At 62.1% G+C, this 16838-nt stretch carries 18 protein-coding genes; 3 read left to right on the forward strand and 15 right to left on the reverse strand.

The features are described 5' to 3' along the window. The 9 genes from DFO48_RS11880 to DFO48_RS11920 form a co-directional block, all read right to left on the reverse strand. Positions 1-116 (reverse strand): GTP-binding protein (locus DFO48_RS11880; RefSeq protein WP_199406992.1); only part of this gene is annotated, 116 nt, incomplete at its 3' end. Positions 117-296: 180 nt separating this feature from the next. After that, positions 297-2405 carry an elongation factor G gene (gene fusA / locus DFO48_RS11885; RefSeq protein WP_003064006.1) on the reverse strand — a complete coding sequence of 703 codons (2109 nt, stop codon included), beginning with the start codon at positions 2403-2405 and terminating at the stop codon, positions 297-299. 145 nt (positions 2406-2550) lie between these two features. Beyond that, complete coding sequence (gene rpsG / locus DFO48_RS11890) at positions 2551-3024, reverse strand: 30S ribosomal protein S7 (RefSeq protein ID WP_003059438.1); 474 nt, start codon at positions 3022-3024, stop codon at positions 2551-2553. Between the two features lie 168 nt (positions 3025-3192). Continuing rightward, on the reverse strand, positions 3193-3570 hold the full coding sequence (gene rpsL, locus DFO48_RS11895; protein ID WP_003059441.1) for a 30S ribosomal protein S12: 378 nt from the start codon (positions 3568-3570) through the stop codon (positions 3193-3195). A gap of 238 nt (positions 3571-3808) precedes the next feature. After that, positions 3809-4981, reverse strand: a complete 1173-nt coding sequence (locus DFO48_RS11900; RefSeq protein WP_003074664.1) for a D-alanyl-D-alanine carboxypeptidase family protein — start codon at positions 4979-4981, stop codon at positions 3809-3811. 150 nt (positions 4982-5131) lie between these two features. Continuing rightward, positions 5132-5770 (reverse strand): alpha/beta hydrolase, encoded by a 639-nt coding sequence (locus tag DFO48_RS11905; protein ID WP_003074662.1) that lies wholly within the window; start codon positions 5768-5770, stop codon positions 5132-5134. Positions 5771-5931: 161 nt separating this feature from the next. Next, a complete protein-coding gene (locus DFO48_RS11910) occupies positions 5932-6288 on the reverse strand; it encodes a ferredoxin (protein ID WP_034357909.1) in 357 nt (118 codons plus the stop codon). A gap of 11 nt (positions 6289-6299) precedes the next feature. Next, positions 6300-7397: a VanZ family protein gene (locus DFO48_RS11915; protein WP_034348385.1), complete on the reverse strand. Its 1098-nt coding sequence runs from the start codon at positions 7395-7397 to the stop codon at positions 6300-6302. Between the two features lie 57 nt (positions 7398-7454). After that, on the reverse strand, positions 7455-7871 hold the full coding sequence (locus DFO48_RS11920) for a CopD family protein (RefSeq protein WP_003064013.1): 417 nt from the start codon (positions 7869-7871) through the stop codon (positions 7455-7457). Positions 7872-8003: 132 nt separating this feature from the next. Here DFO48_RS11920 and hemB point away from each other — a divergent pair, with 132 nt between their 5' ends. Then, entirely contained in the window at positions 8004-9014 is a 1011-nt protein-coding gene (hemB, locus tag DFO48_RS11925) for a porphobilinogen synthase (RefSeq protein ID WP_087085369.1), read from the forward strand. Between the two features lie 133 nt (positions 9015-9147). Then, positions 9148-10350, forward strand: coding sequence for a magnesium transporter CorA family protein (locus DFO48_RS11930; RefSeq protein ID WP_114863531.1), 1203 nt, complete (start codon positions 9148-9150; stop codon positions 10348-10350). A gap of 165 nt (positions 10351-10515) precedes the next feature. Here DFO48_RS11930 and DFO48_RS11935 read toward each other — a convergent pair whose 3' ends face one another. Then, positions 10516-11208 (reverse strand): dienelactone hydrolase family protein, encoded by a 693-nt coding sequence (locus tag DFO48_RS11935; RefSeq protein WP_003074650.1) that lies wholly within the window; start codon positions 11206-11208, stop codon positions 10516-10518. A gap of 182 nt (positions 11209-11390) precedes the next feature. On the opposite strand from DFO48_RS11935, the gene DFO48_RS11940 reads away from it, so the two are divergent. Then, positions 11391-12038: a MarC family protein gene (locus DFO48_RS11940; RefSeq protein ID WP_003059455.1), complete on the forward strand. Its 648-nt coding sequence runs from the start codon at positions 11391-11393 to the stop codon at positions 12036-12038. Between the two features lie 97 nt (positions 12039-12135). Here the strand turns inward: DFO48_RS11940 and DFO48_RS11945 are convergent, their stop codons facing one another. The 5 genes from DFO48_RS11945 to DFO48_RS11965 form a co-directional block, all read right to left on the reverse strand. Further along, entirely contained in the window at positions 12136-12633 is a 498-nt protein-coding gene (locus DFO48_RS11945) for a hemerythrin domain-containing protein (protein WP_114863532.1), read from the reverse strand. Between the two features lie 172 nt (positions 12634-12805). Next, on the reverse strand, positions 12806-13489 hold the full coding sequence (locus tag DFO48_RS11950) for an ABC-type transport auxiliary lipoprotein family protein (protein ID WP_114863533.1): 684 nt from the start codon (positions 13487-13489) through the stop codon (positions 12806-12808). Positions 13490-13595: 106 nt separating this feature from the next. Continuing rightward, on the reverse strand, positions 13596-14543 hold the full coding sequence (locus DFO48_RS11955; RefSeq protein ID WP_003074644.1) for an MlaD family protein: 948 nt from the start codon (positions 14541-14543) through the stop codon (positions 13596-13598). After that, complete coding sequence (locus DFO48_RS11960) at positions 14543-15403, reverse strand: ABC transporter ATP-binding protein (protein ID WP_370449574.1); 861 nt, start codon at positions 15401-15403, stop codon at positions 14543-14545. Before DFO48_RS11960 ends, DFO48_RS11955 begins: the two co-directional genes overlap by 1 nt. Positions 15404-15529: 126 nt before the next feature. Continuing rightward, a complete protein-coding gene (locus DFO48_RS11965; protein ID WP_003074640.1) occupies positions 15530-16657 on the reverse strand; it encodes an ABC transporter permease in 1128 nt (375 codons plus the stop codon). Positions 16658-16838: the final 181 nt, after the last annotated feature.

Genomic DNA, 16838 nt, shown 5'->3' on the forward strand with positions numbered 1-16838 from the left:
TGCTTGGACAGCACGGTAGCGATAGCAGCAGTCAGGGTGGTCTTGCCGTGGTCAACGTGACCGATGGTGCCCACGTTCACGTGGGGCTTGGTGCGTTCAAACTTTTCTTTTGCCATGATTTCTCCGAAAGAGCAAAAACCTGTGTGATGTTTAAGGTCTGCACCTCATTGCTGACTCGCCCCGCACAGGAAACAGGACGGCATGGGATCGCAGACCGGCAAAAATCGCGGCAATCCTCAAAGGACTGCCGCGATTGGAAGCCGTAGATTATGACGGATTCGTCAAACCTGCGTCAATTACTTGGCGCGGGCAGCAACAATGGCTTCAGCCACGTTACGAGGAGCTTCAGCGTAGTGCTTGAACTCCATGGTGTAGCTGGCGCGACCTTGAGTCATGGAGCGCAGCGAAGTGGCGTAGCCGAACATTTCGGACAGAGGCACTTCTGCCTTGATGGCCTTGCCACCACCAACCATGTCGTCCATGCCCTGAACCATGCCGCGACGCGAGGACAGATCGCCCATCACGGTACCAGCGTAGTCTTCGGGCGTTTCCACTTCCACAGCCATCATAGGCTCCAGGATGACGGGGTTGGCCTTGCGGGCAGCTTCCTTGAAACCGAAGATAGCGGCCATCTTGAACGCCATTTCGTTCGAGTCCACATCGTGGTACGAACCGAAGGTCAGACGAACCTTGACGTCCACCACAGGGTAGCCAGCCAGCACGCCGGAAGTCAGAGCTTCGATCACGCCCTTCTCCACCGCAGGGATGTATTCGCGAGGAACCACACCGCCCTTGATTTCGTCGACGAACTCGAAGCCCTTGCCAGCTTCCTGGGGTTCCAGAGTCAGAACCACGTGACCGTACTGGCCCTTACCGCCGGACTGGCGAACGAACTTGCCGTCCACGTCCTTGACCGTGCTGCGGATGGTTTCGCGGTAGGCAACCTGGGGCTTGCCCACGTTGGCTTCCACGTTGAATTCGCGCTTCATGCGGTCAACGATGATTTCCAGGTGCAGTTCGCCCATACCGGCGATGATGGTCTGACCGGATTCTTCGTCGGTACGCACGCGGAAGGAAGGATCTTCTGCAGCCAGACGCGACAGAGCGATACCCATCTTTTCCTGGTCGGTCTTGGACTTGGGTTCCACAGCCTGTGCAATCACGGGCTCGGGGAACACCATGCGCTCCAGCACGATAGGCGCAGCGATGTCGCACAGGGTTTCACCGGTGGTCACGTCCTTCAGGCCCACGCAGGCAGCGATGTCGCCAGCACGGATTTCTTCCACTTCCACGCGGTCGTTGGCCATCATCTGCACGATACGGCCGATACGTTCCTTCTTGCCCTTGACGGCATTCAGAACGGTCTCACCCTTGGACAGAACGCCAGAGTACACGCGCACGAAAGTCAGCTGGCCCACGAAGGGGTCGGTCATCAGCTTGAAGGCCAGAGCCGAGAACTTCTCAGCATCGTCAGCCTTGCGGCTCAGCTTCTTCTCTTCGTCATCGGGGTCGGTACCGGTAACGTCAGGGATGTCCACAGGAGCGGGCAGATAGTCGATCACGGCGTCCAGCATGCGCTGCACACCCTTGTTCTTGAACGCGGTGCCGCACAGCATGGGCTGAATTTCGGTGGCCAGGGTACGAGTACGCACGCCGAGCTTCACTTCTTCTTCAGTCAGAGTACCTTCTTCCAGGTACTTGTTCATCAGCTCTTCCGAAGCTTCGGCAGCGGCTTCCACCAGGTTTTCACGCCACTTGTTGGCGGTCTCCACCAGCTCGGCGGGGATGTCCTGGTATTCGAACTTCATGCCCTGGGAAGCTTCGTCCCAGATGATGGCCTTCATCTTGACCAGATCGACCACGCCCTGGAAGTTTTCTTCAGCGCCGATTGGGATCACCACGGGCACAGGGTTCGCGTTCAGGCGAGTCTTCATGCCTTCATAGACCTTGAAGAAGTTGGCACCGGTACGGTCCATCTTGTTCACGAAGGCCAGACGAGGCACCTTGTACTTGTTGGCCTGACGCCACACGGTTTCGGACTGGGGCTGTACGCCACCCACAGCGCAATACACCATGCAAGCACCGTCCAGCACGCGCATGGAACGTTCCACTTCAATCGTGAAGTCCACGTGACCGGGGGTGTCGATGATGTTGAAACGGTGTTCTGGGTAGGACAGATCCATGCCCTTCCAGAAGCAGGTCACTGCAGCGGAAGTGATGGTGATACCACGCTCTTGCTCTTGCTCCATCCAGTCGGTGGTGGCAGCGCCGTCGTGCACTTCGCCCAGCTTGTGGGTCACACCGGTATAGAACAGGATACGTTCTGTAGTGGTTGTCTTACCTGCGTCAATGTGAGCGGAAATACCGATGTTGCGATAGCGCTCAATGGGGGTCTTGCGAGCCATGATGGATCCTTGCTTGATCGTATGGGAGTACTGCCGGCCCCGCATTGTGCGCAGGAGGCAGCAGCTCTATATGGGGGCGCTCAGAATCGACACAAGGCCGCAGCAAGTTTTTGCATGCGGCCCTGTATCTCGAGCGAGATTCCGATTAGAAGCGGAAGTGGCTGAAGGCCTTGTTGGCTTCGGCCATACGGTGCACTTCGTCACGACGCTTCATGGCGCCGCCACGGCCTTCCGTAGCTTCCAGCAGCTCGTTGGCCAGGCGTTGAGCCATGGACTTCTCGCCACGCTTGCGGGAGGCTTCCTTGATCCAGCGCATGGCCAGAGCCAGACGACGGACGGGACGCACTTCCACGGGCACCTGGTAGTTGGCACCGCCAACACGGCGGGACTTCACTTCAACCATGGGCTTGACGTTGTTGATGGCAACAACGAAAGCTTCCAGAGGGTCCTTGCCGGGATGCTTCTTCTCGATCAGGTCCAGAGCGCCGTAAATGATGCGCTCAGCAACCGCCTTCTTGCCGCCTTCCATGATCACGTTCATGAATTTGGACAGCTCTACATTGCCGAACTTGGGATCCGGCAGGATTTCACGTTTGGGGACTTCGCGACGACGTGGCATTTTTTACCTCTATCTTTGCTTCAGTTGGCATCTTTTCAGATACCGCGAGAGCTATTCAAAACTCTCACTTACTCGACCCGCACAAAACATTCGTGCTCAGGGCCACTACGTTTGACCGCGCCAGTCAGGCGAATCAAACACCGTTTGTTTTCAAAAAACCAGAGCTGATTACTTAGCCTTAGGCTTCTTGGCACCGTACTTGGAGCGAGCTTGCTTACGGTCCTTGACGCCTTGCAGGTCCAGGGAACCGCGCACGATGTGGTAACGCACACCGGGCAAGTCCTTCACACGACCACCGCGCACCAGCACAACGCTGTGCTCTTGCAGGTTGTGGCCTTCACCGCCGATGTACGAAATCACTTCGAAACCGTTGGTCAGACGAACCTTGGCCACCTTACGCAGAGCCGAGTTAGGCTTCTTGGGAGTGGTGGTGTACACACGGGTGCACACGCCACGGCGTTGGGGGCAGTTTTCCATAGCAGGGCTCTTGGATTTAACAACTTCGACCGTGCGGCCCTGACGCACGAGTTGGTTAATGGTTGGCATTAATTAAACGTCCCTAAACGTGAATTTGCTTCGTGAAAGCAAAAGGTTTATCCGCAGCAACAGATGCCAATGCGGAAACGTGAATCCCTTCGGAAATTCCGAAAAGCCCTCGAATGTACCAGCTTGTGCAAATCAGCACAACCACCCACCGACAATAGCCCCGCAGACAGCAAGATGCTTTGCATGGCACATCAAAGTGCTCTTTCCGGCAGGAGCGGCCTCCTGCCAGCCCGGGAACTTACTTGATCCAGAGGCGGATGGTGTCCCACAGACGGCCGAAGAAGCCTGCCTGCTCGACGGCCTCAAGCGCTACTAGCGGCACCTCGGCCACCACATCCGCACCCGACTTGACCTTGAGCACTCCCATGGACTGCCCCTTGGCAATGGGTGCAATCAACGGATCCTGGCGCACCACCTCGGTGGTCAGCTTGCCGCCGGTGCCCGAGGGCACGGTCACCACCACGGCGCCGTCGGCCTTGCCGATCTTGACGGCATTGGCCGCGCCCTTCCAGACAGCGGGAGTAGCGACGGGTTGATCGGCATCGAACAGCTTGACGGCATCGAAAGCGGTGTAGCCCCAGTTCAACAGCTTCTGGCTTTCGTTGGCACGCGCCTTTTCGCTGGCCGTTCCCAGCACGATGGACAGCAGGCGGCGCTGACCCACATTGGGCAGGTCGCGCTTGGCCGTGGCCACCAGGCAATAGCCTGCGGCGTTGGTGTGGCCGGTCTTCAGGCCGTCCACGGTGGGATCACGGAACAACAAGGCATTGCGGTTGCTGCCGTTGGAGGCAGGCGTGCCGGGGTAGCTGTACTGCTTGGTGGAGTAGTAGTGCATGTACTCGGGGAAGTCATGCATCAATCGCTGGGCCAGGATGGACAGATCACGCGCCGTCGTCAGGTGGCCGGGCTCGGTCAGACCTTCGGGATTCTTGTAGCTCGTGTTCTTCATGCCCAGGGCCTTGGCCTGGTCATTCATCATCTTGACGAAGTTCTCGGCCGTGCCGCCCACAGCCTCGGCCAATGCCATGGTGGCATCGTTGCCGGACTGGATGATCATGCCGCTGAGCAGGTCATTGACGGGCACCTGCATCTTGGGGTCGATGAACATGCGCGAGCCGGGCATCTTCCAGGCGCGCTCGCTCACGGGCATGCGCTGCTCCAGCGTGATTTTCTTGGAGCGCAAGGCGTCGAACACCACATAGGCCGACATCAGCTTGGTCAGCGATGCCTGCTCGACGGGTGCATCGACGTCCTTGGCACCCAGCACCTGGCCGGCAGTGACGTCCACCAGCAGGTAGTTGCGGGCAGCAATTTCGGGAGGAACAGGGGCCGCCACCTGTGCCATGGCAAACACGGGCGCCACTGCGGCAGCAACGGCCAGAACACGCAGTGTGGAGTAGATGGGCTTCATGAAGAGGACTCTCGCTAAAGCAAAGGTAAGCGCGGTGATTTACCGTCGAAAACGGCCAAAGCCAAGGATATACCTCGGCCTGGCGCTATGAAAAGGGAGTTAACCGAGACAGGGCAGTAATTCACGTGCGTCAAGGTGTGGGAGCGGCTCTTACAGGGACTTCAGGTGGCGCACCACCAGGCTCTTGAGCAGAGGCAATTGTCCGTGAAAGAAATGGCCGACCTGCGGAATCACGGTAACAGGCAGTATCTGCGGGCGCGCCCAGTCCATCACGGCGGACAGCTCGACGGTATCGTCCGCCTCGCCATGGATCACCAGGGTCTGGTCATGGGCCTCGACGGGCACGGGCGCCACCTCGAAACGGCTCGCGGCGGTGCCGACCAGCACGGCCTTCTGCACCCGGCCTGTACCCCAGAGTTGGGCCAGTGCATGGCTGGTGACGAAAGCGCCGAAGGAAAAGCCGGCCAGAGCCACAGGGCCTTCGGGAGCCACCTGCTGCACCACGGCCAGCAAATCCTGCAGCTCGGCCTTGCCGGCGTCATACTCGCCGGCACTGGCGCCCACGCCACGAAAGTTGAAACGCACGACCGTGTAGCCGCACTGAACAAAGGCACGCGCCAGGGTCTGAACCACCTTGTTGTCCATGGTGCCGCCAAACAGCGGGTGCGGATGGGCGATGATGGCCACGCCTTTGGGGCTCTGGCCTTCGACCAGTTGCGGCGCATCGCGCAGGGCCTCAATGGCACCGGCGGTGCCGGTGAGCGTCAGTCGTTCGGTCTGGGAATTCACGATTGCTATCCTAGTTGTAGCTTTTTGCGCTTGCTGTAATTGGGCTGACGCTTGAAAACACTTAAAGTTCCTGAACAAGCAAGCCCAAAGTCGGTCGCACCAGACAAGAGCCGCCTTGCCGCAAGCCTGTCGGGGCGACCAAAGGACTCAAGACAGCCAGATCACCGCCCCACGCTTTCGGGCAGTACAAGGCGCTCGACCACCTTGCCGTTCTTGAGGTGGGATTCGACGATTTCATCGATATCGCTGTCGTCGATGAAGGTGTACCAGACGGCCTCGGGGTAGACCACGGCCACGGGACCGCCGGCGCAGCGATCCAGGCAGCCGGCCTTGTTCACACGCACCTGTCCCTTGCCGGCCAGCCCCTCCTCCTTGACTTTGCGCTTGCAGTGGTCAAAGCCCGCCTTGGCGCCGTGCAGAGCGCAGCAGTCCTCACCGTTGGGGCGCTCGTTCAGGCAAAAGAAGATATGACGCTGGTAGTAGCCACCGGCCTGGTCTTGGTTCTGGATGTCGCTCATGGTGGGTCATTCTAGGCAGGCTGCTGGCGACGCGAGAGTCGAATCACTACATACGCCAGTGTCACGTAAGGCCAGAGCCAGCCCAGCCATTGGCCCAGGCCGTAGAAGCGGATAAAACGGCCTTGCTCCCAGGCCTGCAGGGTCTGGGCGAAGTACACATTGGTCGGCGCCTGATTGAGGATGCTCAGATGCAGCACCAGCACCAGCAGCAATAGCACGGCGCACATGCGGCGCGAGGCAGGCAATGCAATCACGGCCAGGCCCAGCCCGCCCCAGACACCCAGGCGCACCGGCAGATCCACCCACTCCCAGGCATGGGCCGGGCCCCAGCTCAACGCAGCCGACAGCGCCGTCACCCCCACCCCTGCCGCCACCAGAAGCAGCCCGGCCAACGCGCGGCGGCCCATATGGCGCACGGCGCAATAGGCCAGCAGGCAGGGAATCCACAGCCCCAGCATCACGCATAGCATCTCCGTGACCAGCGACAGCGGCGTCATGGCGAAGTCGCCCAGAGGCAGCCAGTCTTCGAACGGCGTGTTCAGCAGCCAGTCCTGCAAGGTGTCGTCGATGCGCTCCAGCACCTGACCCAGGCCAAACGGCACGGCCGCCGGAAACAGCAGCGCAAACGGCCACAGCGCCAGCAGCACCAGCACGCCAGCACCGCCCTCGCCCAGCCACTGGTTGCGAAATGCACTCCAGCGCGAGAGAGCCCCCAGCTTCTCCAGCAGAGCAGCCAGCAGAGCGCCGATCAAGGTACCGCCGGCATTGAGCACCAGGTCCAGATTGGACGGCACGCGGCGCGGCAGATAGATCTGCAGAAACTCCATGCACAGCGACAGCAGCGTGCCGGCAAGAAAAGCCAGCGGCACGGCCAACCTGGGCTGACCCGAGCGCATCAGGGCCAGCGCCAGGAAAAAGCCCAGCGGCGCATAGCCGACGATATTGGTGTTGACGTCGAACCAGGTCCAGTACGGCGGCGGAATCCTGGCGAACAGGAATACGCTGGGATCGATGCCCTGGGCGCGCCAGCCGTCGAACGGGAACAGGCTGGCAAACACGATGAGCAGGCCATAGACCAGCGCCAGCGGCCAGGCCGAGGTATGGCGCATGGAAATCACTGGCACCGCGGAATCGGACACAGTCGCCTCCTACTCTCGGCACAAGACTCAGAAGGGCTTGACCACCACCAAAATCACGGCGGCGATCAGCAGCAGCACCGGCACTTCGTTATAGAAACGGAACCAGCGATGGCTTTTATGGCAGGTGTTGTCCGCCAGCTTGCGCAGCAGCACGGCACAGCTGTGGTGGTAGCCGATGACCAGCAGCACCACGGCCAGCTTGGCATGCAGCCAGCCACCCGCAAAGCCCCAGCCCAGCCACAGCCACAGACCCAGACCCAGCGCAGGCACGGCCAGCATGGTGGTGAAGCGCAGCAGCTTGCGCGCCATCAGCAGCAGGCGCTCGCGCTCTGCCACCGATCCCGGCGTGACCATGGCGATGTTGACAAAGATGCGCGGCAGGTAGAACAAACCAGCAAACCAGCTGGCGACAAAAACGATGTGGAAGGCTTTGACCCATAGCATGGAGCCAGTGTAAAGGCCTGTGCCGCATCACAGCTGCTGCACGTCGCGTCTTTACCCCGCAATGCGACAGCCGTCATGGAATAGTCACGCACCTGCAAGCCAAGCCATGGCGAATGGGGCACAATTTTCCCCATGCATTTGTCCAGCCCTACTCCTTTTCCCCAGAATCGTCCGCGCCGCCTGCGCCGCGATGCTTTCACCCGCAATCTGGTGCGCGAGAGCGTGCTGACGCCGCACGACTTCATCTACCCCGTATTCGTGCACGAAGGCCAGAACAAGCGCGAGGCCGTACCCTCCATGCCCGGCGTGGACCGCCTGAGCCTGGACCTGCTGCTGCCCGTGGCCGAGGAATGCGTGAAGCTGGAGATCCCCTATCTGGCGCTGTTCCCCGCCATCGAAGCCAGCCTCAAGACCCCCGACGGCAAGGAAGCCCTGAACCCCGACGGCCTGATCCCGCGCGTGGTGCGTGCGCTGAAGAAGGAATTCCCCCAGCTGGGCGTGATGACCGATGTGGCCCTGGACCCCTACACCAGCCACGGTCAGGACGGCATCCTGGACGAGAGCGGCTACATCATCAACGATGACACCGTGGAAGTGCTGGTCGGCCAGGCCCTGGCCCATGCCGAAGCCGGCGTGGACATGGTCGCCCCCAGCGACATGATGGACGGCCGCATCGGCGCCATCCGCGAGGCACTGGAGCTTCAAGGCCATATTCACACCCGCATCATGGCCTATAGCGCCAAGTACGCCAGCGCCTTTTACGGCCCCTTCCGTGATGCCGTGGGCACACGCGGCGCCCTGGGCAAGGCCGACAAGAATGTCTACCAGATGGACCCCGCCAACACCGACGAAGCCCTGCGCGAAGTGGCGCAGGACATCGCCGAAGGCGCGGATATGGTCATGGTCAAGCCCGGCATGCCGTATCTGGACGTGGTGCGCCGCGTCAAGGACGAGTTCAAGGTGCCAACCTTCGCCTACCAGGTGTCCGGTGAATACGCCATGCTCAAGGCCGCTGCCGCCAACGGCTGGCTCGATCACGACGCCGTGATGATGGAAGCCCTGCTGGCCTTCAAGCGCGCGGGCGCCGACGGCATCCTGACCTACTTTGCCATCGACGCCGCCAAGAAGCTGCGTGGCCTGTAACAAAATTGATAGCTGTCAGCGCAGGTCATGCTTGCGCCTGAGAGCATTTCAGGCATGATCTGACGGCCCGGGCAGCTTGCACGGGCCGTTTTTGCATCTGCTTTCTGCACTGACATCGAGACTGCCTATTCCCATGCGCGTGCTGCATATCTCTCCCCTCTATGCCCAGCCAGTTGACGGACTGCCCACGCAGGCGGCAACAACGGGGTTTTACTGGGTCTCCTGCACACGCTCGGAGCTGGAGGCTCAGTTGCCGGCCATTCAGACCATGCTGGCCAGGCTGGGCGGCTCCGCCCTCGTGGATCTGCATGTCTCCGACCTGCTGAATCCGGCCATCCCTTCCAATTACGACTACACCTCGGTGTACGACGTGCTGGTGTTCCGACGCCTGGCTGACGCTCATCTGCCTCCACTCAACGGCAGCCACGCCTCGCCCGCGACAGCCGTGGCCACACCGGCTGGCCTGCCTGCCCTGGCTGCCGGCACCGGCAGTGCGGCATCCAGCGCCCCGCCGCCATCCCACAGCCCTGCCCACAGCGGCCAGCGCGAAGCGCCGGTACTGCAACGCGTGGAAACCCAACCCGTGGGCTTTGCGCTGTATGACCAGATACTGCTGTCCGTGCATCCCGACGGCTGCTTTGTGCTGGAGAACTTCTGGCAGCGCCTGATTTCCGGCCCCGCCAAGACCGACGGCCGCCAGGTCAGCGCCAAGATGCCCGTGGAGCCTGCGGACCTGATGCTGCGCATGGTCAACGGCATGGTGGACGGCTATCTGGACCTGCGCCGCACGCTGACGCGCCAGATCGACCACTGGCAGATGGCGCTGCTCAAGCCCAACAAGCGCTTCAGCAACTGGGCCAGCGTGCTCGACGTGCGCCTGGCGCTGCACCAGCTTGATGAAATCTGCGAAGACCAGCGCGCCGCCGTGCAGGACTGGACCGAGGCACTGGAGGGCTGGCCGCCCGAGCACACACCCGCGCGCCAACATGAGCGCGAACTGCTTCGCGTGCGCTCGCGCGACGTGCTCGAACATATAGAGCGGGTGACCCACCATATTCACCGCATGGAGCAAAGCGCCGAGACCGCCGTGCAGATGCACTTTTCGGCGCAGAGCAACCGCGCCAACGACATCATGCGCACGCTGACCACGGTGACGGCCATCTTTCTGCCTCTGAACCTGATTGCCGGCATCTTCGGCATGAACTTCGAGTTCATCCCCTTCGTGCACAAAAAGGACGGCTTCATCTGGGCCCTGGTGGCCATGGTGATCATCACCGTGGTGCTGGTGGCCTATTTCTGGCGCCGCCGCTACCTGGAAAGCGAAGAAAAAGAATGACCCCCTGAGGCGCTTCCGCGCCTTCCCCCAAGGGGGACGACATCCTCGCTGCGCGGCGGCGCTTGCTTGATGTCTCTGATGGGGGACCGCCCAGCGGCAACGGGCTTTAGATAAAAACAGCTGCTTGCGCTTATATATCAAGCACAAGCAGCTATGGTTTTTATATCAACCCAGATGCTGGGCGAAGAAGGCCAGAGTGCGCTCAATGGCCTGCGCAGCAGCAGGCGCGTTGTAGGAGCCTCGCTGGTCGCAGTTGAAGCCATGGTCGGCTTCGTAGACATGGACTTCCACCTTGGGCTGAGCCTTCTTGAAGGCTTCGACGGACTCCAGCGAGATGTAGTGATCCTTGCTGCCGAAATGGGCCAGCACCGGGCACAGCGCCTGACGACTGGCCTCCAGCTCTCCCGTCATGCCGCCGCCGTAGTAGCAGACTGCAGCCGAGACGCTAGCCAGATTGCAGGCCGAGCGCCAGGTCATGAGGCCGCCCCAGCAAAAGCCCACCACGCCAATCTTGCCACCGGGCACCAGCGTCGCAGCATGGGCTACGGCCGCTTCCACATCGCGCAGTGCACCGGGCTCGGGCAGGGCTTCCACTGCGGTCTTGAGCGCAAAGCCGGCCTTCATGTCTTCGTCGCTGTAACCCAGCTCCACATCGGGCTTGACGCGGGCAAACATGGCGGGCGCCACGGCCACATAACCCTGGGCTGCGTAGCGGTCTGCCACGGAGCGGATATGCGAGTTCACGCCGAAGATCTCCTGCAGCACCACGATGGCACCGCGTGCCGGCCCCTCGGGCATGGCCACATAAGCGGGGGTTTTTGCGCCATCCACGGCTGTCAGTTCAACAAAGCTGCCCATTGCGAAGCTCCTTAACATGGTTCAAAAGGGGAATCCGCGACGCGACCGCCAGCAATGCTGTAATGGCTGATGCCGCGTCGATGATTCGGCCATTTTTTCACAGGAGTGTTGATGCCAGCTATCTCAGCCCCACAAAAGGCCGACAGTCGCGATAAGCCCCCCATGCCCGGAGGCGAGCTGTAATGGATATCAAGCCGCTGATCACCCTGGTCGCCATCATCAACCCGCTGGCCATCGTCCCGTTCTTCATCCACTACACGGCCGGCTTCGACGCCGAGCAGCGTTGGCAGACGATTCGCACCGCCGCCTTTGCCGCCTTCTGCGTGATTGCGGTCTGCGCCCTGCTGGGGCTGCAGATTCTGCAGTTCTTCAATATCTCGCTGCAAAGCTTTCAGGTCGGCGGCGGCCTGCTGCTGCTGATCAGCGCGATGAACATGCTCAACGCCCGCCCCGCCGAAGACCGCCCCAACAATGCCACGCTGGCAGCCGGCGTCGAAAAGGCCGCCGAGGGCAACAGCATCGCCGTCGTGCCGCTGACCATTCCGCTGCTGACCGGGCCTGCTGCCATGTCCACCGTGGTGATCTATGCCGATCAGGCGCGCACCATCTGGCAGCATGTGGCACTGGTCGGCTATGGCGTGGTGGTGGCCGCCGCCATCATGGTCTGCTTTTCGCTGGCCCACCCGATTGCCCGCGTGCTGGGCAAGACCGGCATCAATGTGATGACCCGGCTCATGGGCCTAATTTTGGCCGCGCTGGCCATCGAGGTGATGGCGGGAGGCCTGATCAAGATCTTCCCCATCCTGGCCTCCCCGGCAATATATCCTTGACTCCCTGAGCGGCTACGCCGCTTCCCCCAAGGGGGGACGGCAGCTTCGCTGCGCGGCGGCGCTTGGTCGCTGTCTCTCGCCTTAGCGCGCGTCAGTTTCAGGCAGTTACTACTTCCTTTTTTTCAGTTTCACCACAGGCACCACCACAGCCGGTGATCGGCTCAGCAGGCAAAGCCTCGGGCATCAGCACCGCGCCGGTCACCGGGTCAAAGCCCGCGCGGCGCATATGCAAGGCCAGCGCGGCATCCATGTTCTGCGCATGGTGACTGAACCAGGGGCCCAGCTCGGCCGCCATATGACGGATCGTGGCAAGATCGCCCTGACTGCCCTTGACCGCTCCCTCGCGCAGCACGGCCAGCACCACCTTGTGCTGCTGGCTGTGGCAGTTGCCCGTGGCAAATCCCGTGGTCTGCATCCAGCGGTCCTCCTGATCGAAGTGCTGCTGGGTGTGGGCAATCAGCTCGTCCCAGAGCGCGCACAGCTGCTCGTCGCCCGCAGCTTCCACCTGGGCCAGCAGGGTGACGAACTCTTCATGCACCTCGTCCATGACGGGAAAATCCAGGATGAGAGCGGCATTCCATTCGAGGCTGGCCATGGCAGTTCTTTGTGCGAGGTTGAGGAACTGGCAGCTTAAGAACAAGGCCTGGCCCGGCCATTGACCCACATCAGCAAAGCAGCTGCCCGCAAGTAACCAGGACTTGCCCGGAATCAACAAAGCCCTGACTAGCAGGGCTTTGGGAGCGGAAATGCCTGGGGCTGTTCGGGCTCTAGCGCCCGTAGCCCTGCAACCAGCGACTGAGCTGGGCAGCCGCCTCATCCACAGCACGCGCCATGGCCTGGGCACCGCCGGCAGCGTCGGCAGCAGCAGCTGGCACTTCGACCGTGAACACCTTCTGGCCCAGCAACTGATTGCCCGCACTCTCACCGGCACCAATCAGGCTGGCACTCAGGCGCAGCAGCGCACGGCTGCTGCTGGCACTGTCAAAGACCTGGCTGAACTCGTCCACCGTCACGCGCAGCTGCGCAATCGAGCGCTTGTCGGCCTGCAGGGGGCGGACATTGTCCTTGCCCGAGAGCACGGGGCGCTCCAGCCCCAGGCGCATGCGCAGGCGCTGCTCCACCATCTGGGCTGGAGGCAGGCTCCAGCGCGCGTTCTGGTAGGCACGCAGTTGCTGACTGTCGCTGTAGTTCAGGCGGTAGAACATGGCCGTCAAGCCTTCGGGCAGGCCCGGAGCCTGGACTTCAGCCAATACCAGCGGCGTCGGCGCCACGGAGGGTGCGGCTGCATTGGCGAGCGGCGCCGTGAGGTCGGTCATGCCCAGGTCATAGCGCACCGGCTGCGTGGGTGCCGTGGGCAGGCCCGAGCAGGCGGCAAGCGCCAGCACCAGGGAAGAAGCGCCCAGCAATCGCCGTGCTCCGCGGCCGGTGAGTGAAATCTTTGTGTCTGCCATATTGATTCCTTTGGGACTTAGGCCAGCCGGAATGGGCAGCAGGCATTTCCATCGAGAAACAGCCTGCCTGGTCCGAATTTGCGCAAGTCGTGTCCTTGTTGCGGCTTCACTTGGCCGGAGCCACAAAACCGGGCTCGCCGGGGCCTGGCAGGCCCAGGCCCTGACCGTAGATGACCGACTGCGGGTTGTCATTGAAGCGGCCTGCCGCCGCGCCCATGGTGCGCGCGGCACGCGAGACATCGTCCGCCGCACCGTTCATGCGCGGCAAGGTGCTGCGCCCCAGCGACTCGGCCGCCTGCGACAGGGCCTGCGTGCCCTCGGCAATCTGCTGCAGCGGGCCGTCGGGCGCATTCACCTTGCGCACGGTCTGCTGCAAATCGGTTGCCACGCCCGTGGCGGCATTGCCGGCCTTGGTCAGGGACTGCAGGGTCTGGTGCGCATCCGTCGTGAGCTGAGGAAAGTCCTTGGCCGTCTTGTTCATGGTCTCGGCCAGATCCTTGATCCCTCCGGATGCGGCCGCGATATTGTCCAGCGCCGCGCTCACGCGCTTTTGGTTGTCCTCACCCAGCATGGCATTGAGGCGGCGTGAAATTTCGTCAACCCGCTCCAGCAGCACCGGCCCCTGGTCTGCCAGCATGTTCAGCGGCGAGGACTTCATGGGCAGGCGCGGCAGGCCGCTGGGCCCAGGCTTGAGCGGCTGCGAAGCCTTGCTGTCATCGTCGAGCTGGATATGGGCCAGCCCCGTCACCCCCTGATAGCCAAGCTGGGCGTAGGTGGCCGGCGTGACCGGCGTATCCTCGCCCACGGCAATGCGAATCAGCACATTGCCGGGAATCTGCGGGTCAAAGCCGATGCGCACCACCTTGCCCACGGGCACGCCCTTGTAGCGCACCGTGGCCTGGGGCTGCAGACCGCTGACACCATCCTTGGTGGACATTTCGTAGAGCTGGTATTCGCGGTTGTCGCGCGTCAGCCAGACGGCCAGCCCTGCCAGCAGGGCCGCAACCACCAGCACGAAGATGCCGGCAGCCATGGCATGGGACTTGTTTTCCATCAGCTTTCCTCTGCGGCCACGCCGCCTTGCACCGGGGCCATGGCACGGCGGCCACGCTCTCCCTGGAAGAAATGTTCGATAAACGGGTGCTTGATCCGGGCCACATCGCGCGGGGCTCCGGTGAACAGCACTTTTTTCTCGGCCAGCACGGCCACTCGTGTGGACAGTGCAAACAGCGTATCCAGATCGTGGGTGACCATGATCACGGTCAGGCCCAGCTCGGCATGGATATCGCGCAGCAGCTCGCAGAACTCGTCCGAGCCCTTGGGGTCCAGTCCCGCTGTGGGTTCGTCGAGCAGCAGCAGCGGCGGATCCATCATCAGCGCACGTGCCAGCGCCACACGCTTGATCATGCCTCCCGACAGGTCTGCCGGCATGCGCGAGGCATGCTCTGGCTTGAGGCCCACCATCTGCAGCTTGACCATGGCCGCATCGCGCACCACGGCATCGGGCAAGGTTCCCTGCTCACGCAGCGCAAATGCGATGTTGTCCAGCACATTGAAGGCCGAATACAGCGCCCCCTGCTGGAACAGCATGCCCACCTGACTCGCCGCCAGCTCGCCGCTGATGACCTCGCGCGAGGGCCGTCCGTCCACGGTCACCGTGCCGCGCGATGGCGAGAGCAGCCCCAGGATCTGGCGCAGCAGCACCGTCTTGCCCGTGCCGGAGCCGCCAACCAGGGCCAGAATCTCGCCTGGGTAGACATCGAAGTTCAAGTCCTGGTGCACGGCAAAGCGCGATGCGCCTTCGCCAAATTCGGTCCACAGGTCCACCGCCTGCACCAGCGGCTTCACATCCTGCGGCGGCGCGTAGTCGCCCACGGCCCCCTCGATACGGCGGTTGCGCATCACCTCTGTCATTTGCGTGCCCCCCGCCGCGCGAGGCTGGCGCGACCCAAGCCAGAGACGCCGAGCAAGGGCCGCCCCTCAGCGAAGATGTCGCCCCCTTTGGGGGAAGCGGCGAAGCCGCACAGGGGGTAGTTCATCCTAAAAGCCCACGTTTCTGAAGAGGATGGCAAAGATGGCATCCACGATGATGACCATGGTGATGGATGACACCACCGCCGCCGTGGTGCCGCGCCCCAGGCTCTGGGTATTGGGCTCTACCTTCAGGCCCCAATGGCAGCCGATCAGGGCAATCAGCACACCAAACACCACGGACTTGCCCATGGCCAGCACCAGATTGCCGATCTTTACGGCCGCAGGCAGACTTTGAATGAAGTAAGACGGCGTGATGTCCATGGTCAGGTCCGCCGCGACCATGCCGCCCGCCAGTGCCGCAAGAATGGTCCACAACGCCACCAGCGGCATGGACACGGCCAGCGCGAGCGCACGCGGCAGCACCAGCCGGTAGCCCTGGGAGATGCCCATGACCTGCATGGCGTCGAGCTCTTCGGTCACGCGCATCACACCGATCTGCGCCGTAATGGCCGAGCCGCTGCGCCCTGCCACCAGAATCGCCGCCAGCAGCGGTCCCAGCTCGCGGATCAGCGAGATGCCAAGAATGTTGACGATAAAGGACTCGGCCCCGAACTGGCGCAGCTGCAGCGCCATCAGATAGGCCAGCACCACGCCGATCAGAAAGCCCACCAGGGCCGTGATCGGCAAGGCTGTCGCCCCCGTCGCATAGAGGTGGCCTGAAATATCGCGCCAGGGGCCACGAAAAGGATTGCGCAGCAATCGCAGGCAGTCCAGCAGCAACTGACCGACCAGTTGAATCAAGTTGGAAAAGTGCCCGCAGGCGTCGATCACCATCTGCCCCAGTCGATTGACCTCGCACATCCAGCCCGAGGGCTCGGGCTTGGGCTCGGGTACTTCGCTGAATCTGGCCACTCGCTCCAGCATGGAGCGCTGGGTCTTGGTCGTCAGCAAGTGGGCTGGCCAGGCCTTGCCCCATTGCTCCCACAGCAGCTGCGCACCGATATGGTCGAACCAGACCATCTGCTGCAGATCCCAGGCCGCGCCCTTGGGAACCGCCCTGATCTGCGGCGCCAGCTGACGCCAGATATGGCGGTCGCCCAGCTCGGCAGCACTCCAGCGGCCCACAGGCACAGCCCATTGCTGACCTTCGCGGGACTGCAGCGGGCATTGAGGTAGTTGGTCTGAGCTGGGCAAAGAAAAGCTTCCTAGGACATGAGGGAGACGGGCTGGCCGCAGGGGCCAGCATAACGCGCCAAGCGAGGAACATGCCAACCGCAGCACGTAGGCCGCTGCCGCATGCCACGCAATGATAGCGTTGCAATTTTTATCAAAAACTCGCGAAAGTCAAAACCAGTACTACGCCGACAGCTTCCAA

This window comes from Comamonas sp. AG1104, from assembly GCF_003350425.1.
In the GTDB taxonomy this organism is placed as follows: domain Bacteria; phylum Pseudomonadota; class Gammaproteobacteria; order Burkholderiales; family Burkholderiaceae_C; genus Comamonas; species Comamonas testosteroni.

Coding starts and splice junctions, on each gene's coding strand:
- DFO48_RS11910 (WP_034357909.1), bottom strand. CDS start 6,288: ATGAGCGACATCCAGAACCAAGACCAGGCCGGTGGCTACTACCAGCGT.
- DFO48_RS11940 (WP_003059455.1), top strand. CDS start 11,391: ATGGATATCAAGCCGCTGATCACCCTGGTCGCCATCATCAACCCGCTG.
- DFO48_RS11935 (WP_003074650.1), bottom strand. CDS start 11,208: ATGGGCAGCTTTGTTGAACTGACAGCCGTGGATGGCGCAAAAACCCCC.
- DFO48_RS11920 (WP_003064013.1), bottom strand. CDS start 7,871: ATGCTATGGGTCAAAGCCTTCCACATCGTTTTTGTCGCCAGCTGGTTT.
- DFO48_RS11955 (WP_003074644.1), bottom strand. CDS start 14,543: ATGGAAAACAAGTCCCATGCCATGGCTGCCGGCATCTTCGTGCTGGTG.
- rpsL (WP_003059441.1), bottom strand. CDS start 3,570: ATGCCAACCATTAACCAACTCGTGCGTCAGGGCCGCACGGTCGAAGTT.
- DFO48_RS11930 (WP_114863531.1), top strand. CDS start 9,148: ATGCGCGTGCTGCATATCTCTCCCCTCTATGCCCAGCCAGTTGACGGA.
- hemB (WP_087085369.1), top strand. CDS start 8,004: ATGCATTTGTCCAGCCCTACTCCTTTTCCCCAGAATCGTCCGCGCCGC.
- DFO48_RS11950 (WP_114863533.1), bottom strand. CDS start 13,489: ATGGCAGACACAAAGATTTCACTCACCGGCCGCGGAGCACGGCGATTG.
- DFO48_RS11945 (WP_114863532.1), bottom strand. CDS start 12,633: ATGGCCAGCCTCGAATGGAATGCCGCTCTCATCCTGGATTTTCCCGTC.
- DFO48_RS11960 (WP_370449574.1), bottom strand. CDS start 15,403: ATGACAGAGGTGATGCGCAACCGCCGTATCGAGGGGGCCGTGGGCGAC.
- DFO48_RS11900 (WP_003074664.1), bottom strand. CDS start 4,981: ATGAAGCCCATCTACTCCACACTGCGTGTTCTGGCCGTTGCTGCCGCA.
- fusA (WP_003064006.1), bottom strand. CDS start 2,405: ATGGCTCGCAAGACCCCCATTGAGCGCTATCGCAACATCGGTATTTCC.
- DFO48_RS11915 (WP_034348385.1), bottom strand. CDS start 7,397: ATGCGCCATACCTCGGCCTGGCCGCTGGCGCTGGTCTATGGCCTGCTC.
- rpsG (WP_003059438.1), bottom strand. CDS start 3,024: ATGCCACGTCGTCGCGAAGTCCCCAAACGTGAAATCCTGCCGGATCCC.